The following is a 5,031-nucleotide window of genomic DNA, read 5'->3' on the forward strand; positions in this document are numbered from 1 at the left end:
GGTCACTCGAGCTTCAAGTGAAAGATCAAAAGATCGCAGCCTTCGGCAGCTCCTACCTCACAACACCAAATGCGGCAGCCACAGCGAAATGGCAGGCACGTAGGTCACCAACATCAGCACCACGAACAGCATGGCGTAGAACGGCAGCAGGGCCTTGACGGTGCTTTCGATGCTGACCTTGCCGATGGCGGAGCCGACGAACAACACCGCGCCCACAGGAGGCGTGATCAGGCCGATACCCAGGTTCACCAGCATGATCATGCCGAACTGCACCGGGTCCACGCCGATGCCGACGATGACCGGCATCAGGATCGGCGTGAGGATCAGGATCAGCGGCGCCATGTCCATCACGGTGCCCAGCAGCAGCAACATCACGTTGATGCACATCAGGATCACGTAGCGGTTGTCCGACAGGGTCAGGAACGCGGTGGTGATCTTCGCCGGGATTTCCATCAGCGTCATGATGTAGCCGAAGCTGGCGGCGAAGCCGATGAGGATCATCACGATGGAGATGGTGCGCACCGTCCGGTGCATCAGTTTCGGCAACTCGCTCCACTTGTAGTCGCGATAGATGCACATGGTCACGAAGAACGCCCACACCACGGCGATCGCGGCCGATTCGGTAGCGGTGAACACACCCGAGAGGATGCCGCCCAGGATGATGAACAGGGTCATCATGCCCCACATGGCTTCCTTGCAGATCTTCAATGCTTCTTTGAGCGGAATTACTTCGCCTTTAGGGTAGTTGCGCTTTTTCGCGAAGACCAGGCACAGCGCCATCAGGCAGAGGTTCATCATGACGCCGGGGACGATGCCGGCCATGAACAGCGAACCGATGGAGACGGTGCCACCCGCGGCGAGGGAGTACAGCACCGCGTTGTGGCTTGGCGGTGTCAGCAGCGCTTGCACCGAACCACTGACGGTGACGGCGGTGGCGTAATCACGCGGGTAACCGCGACGTGTCATTTCCGGAATCAGCACCGAACCGACCGAGGCAGTGTCGGCCACCGACGAACCAGAGATCGCGCCAAAGAAACTCGACGCCACGAGGTTGACCAGGGACAAGCCACCGCGCACGAAACCTACCAGCACGCTGGCGAAGGCTACCAGTCGGCGGGACATGCCGCCTTCGGCCATGATCGCGCCGGCCAGGACGAAGAACGGAATGGCCAGCAGAGAGAATTTGTTCACCCCGCCCGTCACCTGGATCATCATGGCCTGGAACGGGATATCGATCCACCACGCCCCGATCAGGGCGGCTGCGCCCAGCGCATAGGCGACCGGCATGCCGATCAGGATCAATACCAAAAAACTGCCCAGCAGAATCAGAGCGTCCATTAAGCGGCACCTTCATTTTCTTCAACCAGGTCGAACTGCACGACCCGACGCTGGCTTTGATCACCCAGCAAGAGTTTTTCCAGGACAAAAATAAGGGTCAGGAACCCACCGATCGGGATCGGCATGTAAGTGATGCCAACGCGCAGGGTCGGGATGGCGCTCATGAACTGGTTCCAGGTGGTCATGCACAGCTTCGCGCCCCAGACAGTCATGAAAATGCACACCGCCGCCATCAATAGCTGGGTGAACACCGAAGCCAGGGTCTGCAAGTGCGCGGGCATGCGGCTGGTGACCATGTCCACGGCCATGTGCGAGCCGGAGCGGTAGCTGGCGGCGGCGCCGATGAAGGTGAACACGATCATCAGCAAGATCGCGGTGGGCTCCGGCCAGCTTGAACCAGTGCCGAGGACGTAGCGGGCAAACACGCCCCAAGGGATCATCAGCGCAACGGCGAGGACAGACAGGCCGGCGACCCAGATGCAAGTCATGTAAATCGTGTCGTTGATACGCAGCAGCAAATTCTTCATCGGGTTCCACCGTAACTGGGCGCGCCTTCAACCGCAGGCGCGCCCAGCCGTTTCATGAGTACAGATTGAGAGGCCTTACTGGACAGCTTCGATGCGCTTGATCAGGTCGGCGTACGGCGCACCGTATTTGGCCCGGACTGGCGCGGTGGCGTCGTAGAAGGGTTTCTTGTCGACCGTGATGAACTCGACGCCGGCGGCCTTGAGTTTTTCTTCACTGGCGGCGGACTTCTTGTCCCACAGCACGCGCTCTTCAGCCTGGGCAGCCTTGGCCGCTTTTTTGACCATGTCCTGCTGCTCTGGGGTGAGCTTGTTCCAGGTGATTTTCGACATCACGATCGGCTCAGGCAGGATCAGGTGACCGGTCAGGCTGTAGAACTTGGCGTTCTGGTAATGGTTGTGTTCGAGCATGGTCGGCGGGTTGTTTTCCGCGCCGTCGATCACGCCGGTTTGCAAGGCGCTGAAGATCTCGCCGGTGTCCATGGCGATACCGTTGCCGCCCATGGCATTCATCATCTCGATGAACATCGGGTTGCCTTGGACGCGAATCTTCATGCCGTTGAGGTCGGCGGGTGTGCGCACCGGCTTCTTGGTGTAGAGGTTGCGGGTGCCGCCGTCCATCCACGCCAGGGCCACCAGGCCGAATTCGGAGTTGGTGATCCGGTCGAGGATCGCATCGCCGACTTCACCGTCGATCACGGCGCGCATGTGCGCCTGGTCGCGAAAGATGAAGGGCATGTTGAACACGTTCACGTCCGGCACCACAGGGCCGACGATGCCCAGGCTGACGCGGGACATCTGGATCGCGCCAGCTTGCATCTGCTCGATGACTTCTTTTTCAGAACCCAGTACACCGCCCGGGAAGTACTTGAACTTCAGTTCGCCCTTGCTCTCTGCTTCGAGAGCTTTACCCATGGATTCCTCTGCGACTACGGTTGGGTAGCCCTTGGGGTGGATGTCGGCGATCTTGATATCGAGGGCGTGAGCCGCCTGGGCCAGGAAGGCCAGGGGCAGGGCTGCGATCAGAAGCGTGCGTTTGAAATTCATGGTCAATCTCCAGTGTTGTTGTTTTTTTATTGGCTCATCCAGTAAAGCGGTGCAGCAGATCAGTTCGCGGAGTGTTTCCGTCCTCCGAAAGCAGGTTCAGCCAGGCCCTTGACGCCGGGGTTGAGCGCGAACACGCCACCGGCCAGGGATTGCGGATCGTTGTCGTCACCCGGACGAATCGAGGTCACGAAAAGGGTGTCCAGCTGGCTGCCGCCAAAGGCGCACATGGTCGGTTTTTTCACCGGCACTTCCAGGGAGCGGTCAAGACGCCCGTCCGGGGTGAAACGGTGAATCAGCCCAGCGTCGTTGGCGCAGATCCAATAGCAACCGTCGGCGTCCACCGCCGCGCCGTCCGGGCGACCGGCCAGGGGCATCATGTCGACGAAAAGCCGTCGGTTGGACGGGGTGCCGCTGTCGATGTCGTAGTCGAAGGCCCAGATCTGCTGGATCAACGGGTGCGAATCAGAGAGGTACATAGTCCTTCCGTCCGGGCTGAAGCCCAGGCCGTTGGGCACGATGAAACCGCTCAGTTGCGCCTCGACCGGGCTGCGTTGCCCGGCTTCAAAACGGTACATCCGGCCTTCGTCGGCGTTGGCGCCCATGTTCAGCACCATGCTGCCGGCCCAGAAGCGGCCCTGGCGGTCGCAACGGCCATCGTTAAGGCGCATGTCTGTGCGGCTGTGTTCGACGCTGGCGCACAGTTCGCTGTCCAGGCTGCCATCGTCGTGGGGGTGCAGGCGGAAGAAGCCACTTTCCATGCCCGCGACCCAGCCGCCGTCCTGGTGACGGGCGATGCAGGCGAGCATTTCGGGCGCTTCCCAGCCCTGGATTTTTCCGCTGCTGGCATTCCAGCGCTGCAGGCCGCCGCTGGGGATGTTTACCCAATACAGGGCGTTCTCTTCAGGGACCCACACAGGGCTTTCCCCGACGGCGTTGCGTGCGTCGACAATCAATTCGGCTAGCATGGTGATTCCTTGGTTCGTTTGTATCCCATGAACAACAGGCGAATCAGTCGTCGAACGGGCCCGCAGCTACAAAGGCACCGCCCTGGTAAACCATCGCCGGATCGTCGGCGGCCGGCATTGGCTGCGCCTCGACCTTGGCGCGGAAGATTTCCGATGTGTCCTTGGGCTTGTAGCCCAGGTGCGCGGCGTGGCTGTTATCCCACCAGACGTCGCGGTTGGCGGAGACGCCATAGACGATGGTGTGGCCGACTTTCGAGGTATAGAGCGAGCATTCGATCAGTTGGGTGAGGTCGTCGAAGCTCAGCCAGGTGCTCATCATCCGGCGGTTCTGCGGTTCCGGGAACGATGAGCCGATGCGGATGCTCACGGTTTCGATGCCGTAGCGATCGAAATAGAAATTGGCCACATCTTCGCCGTAGGATTTGGACAGGCCGTAGTAGCCATCCGGACGACGAAGGCAATGGGCGTCGAGGGTTTCGTCCTGTTTGTAGAAACCGATGACGTGGTTGGAACTGGCGAAAATCACGCGTTTGACGCCGTGCTTGCGCGCGGCTTCGTAGAGATGGAATACGCCGCTGATGTTGGGGCCGAGGATTTCTTCGAACGGACGTTCAACCGATACCCCGCCGAAATGCAGGATCGCGTCGACACCTTCCACCAGTTGATGCACGGCCTGCTTGTCAGCCAGGTCGCACGGCACCACTTCCTCGCTTTCATCAATGGCAGGCGCCATGTTAGCGATGTCCGACAGGCGAATGTGGCGGGCGTAAGGCTTGAGGCGTTCGCGCAAGACTTTGCCAAGGCCGCCGGCGGCGCCGGTCAATAGCAGGCGATTGAAGGGATGGCGAATCTGTGTGGTGGTCATGGCATTACCTGAGCAAACAGTGAGAGGTACAGTTGTTATAAGTTGTCGTACGACCGAGAGGGAATATCCTTATCCTTCCGCTACCTTGTCAACGTTTGATCGACGAACCGCTCTAGGTCGGCATCCTTGCCGGGGCTCGCCATGGCGCTGGCAGACGCACATGGCAAGGGTCCATGGGGCGTTACAGGAGCGAAATCGGATAGCTGATGAAGATGCGGTTCTCGTCGAATTCGTTGGTGCTGAAGTCGCGACGAATCGAAGCGTTACGCCATTTCACGTTAAGACTTTTCAA

The 5,031-nt window shown here is 59.9% G+C and carries 6 protein-coding genes; all 6 read right to left on the bottom strand.

All coding sequences use genetic code 11. The features are described from left to right. Positions 1 to 57: 57 nt before the first annotated feature. Entirely contained in the window at positions 58 to 1,338 is a 1,281-nt protein-coding gene (locus tag OC610_RS20875) for a TRAP transporter large permease (RefSeq protein WP_264430398.1), read from the bottom strand. Next, entirely contained in the window at positions 1,338 to 1,865 is a 528-nt protein-coding gene (locus tag OC610_RS20880) for a TRAP transporter small permease (protein WP_264430400.1), read from the bottom strand. The genes OC610_RS20875 and OC610_RS20880 overlap by 1 nt, the downstream gene beginning before the upstream one ends. 75 nt (positions 1,866 to 1,940) lie before the next feature. After that, positions 1,941 to 2,909 carry a TRAP transporter substrate-binding protein gene (locus tag OC610_RS20885; RefSeq protein ID WP_264430401.1) on the bottom strand — a complete coding sequence of 323 codons (969 nt, stop codon included), beginning with the start codon at positions 2,907 to 2,909 and terminating at the stop codon, positions 1,941 to 1,943. Between the two features lie 59 nt (positions 2,910 to 2,968). Beyond that, complete coding sequence (locus OC610_RS20890; RefSeq protein ID WP_264430403.1) at positions 2,969 to 3,874, bottom strand: SMP-30/gluconolactonase/LRE family protein; 906 nt, start codon at positions 3,872 to 3,874, stop codon at positions 2,969 to 2,971. Between the two features lie 43 nt (positions 3,875 to 3,917). Further along, the gene (locus OC610_RS20895) at positions 3,918 to 4,739 is read right to left on the bottom strand and encodes an NAD-dependent epimerase/dehydratase family protein (RefSeq protein WP_264430406.1); all 822 of its coding nucleotides are present in this window, start codon (positions 4,737 to 4,739) and stop codon (positions 3,918 to 3,920) included. Positions 4,740 to 4,920: 181 nt separating this feature from the next. Then, a partial coding sequence (locus OC610_RS20900; protein ID WP_264430407.1) for an OprD family porin occupies positions 4,921 to 5,031 on the bottom strand: 111 nt, incomplete at its 5' end.

The sequence above is a fragment of the Pseudomonas agronomica genome, from assembly GCF_025917275.1.
GTDB classification, from domain to species: domain Bacteria; phylum Pseudomonadota; class Gammaproteobacteria; order Pseudomonadales; family Pseudomonadaceae; genus Aquipseudomonas; species Aquipseudomonas agronomica.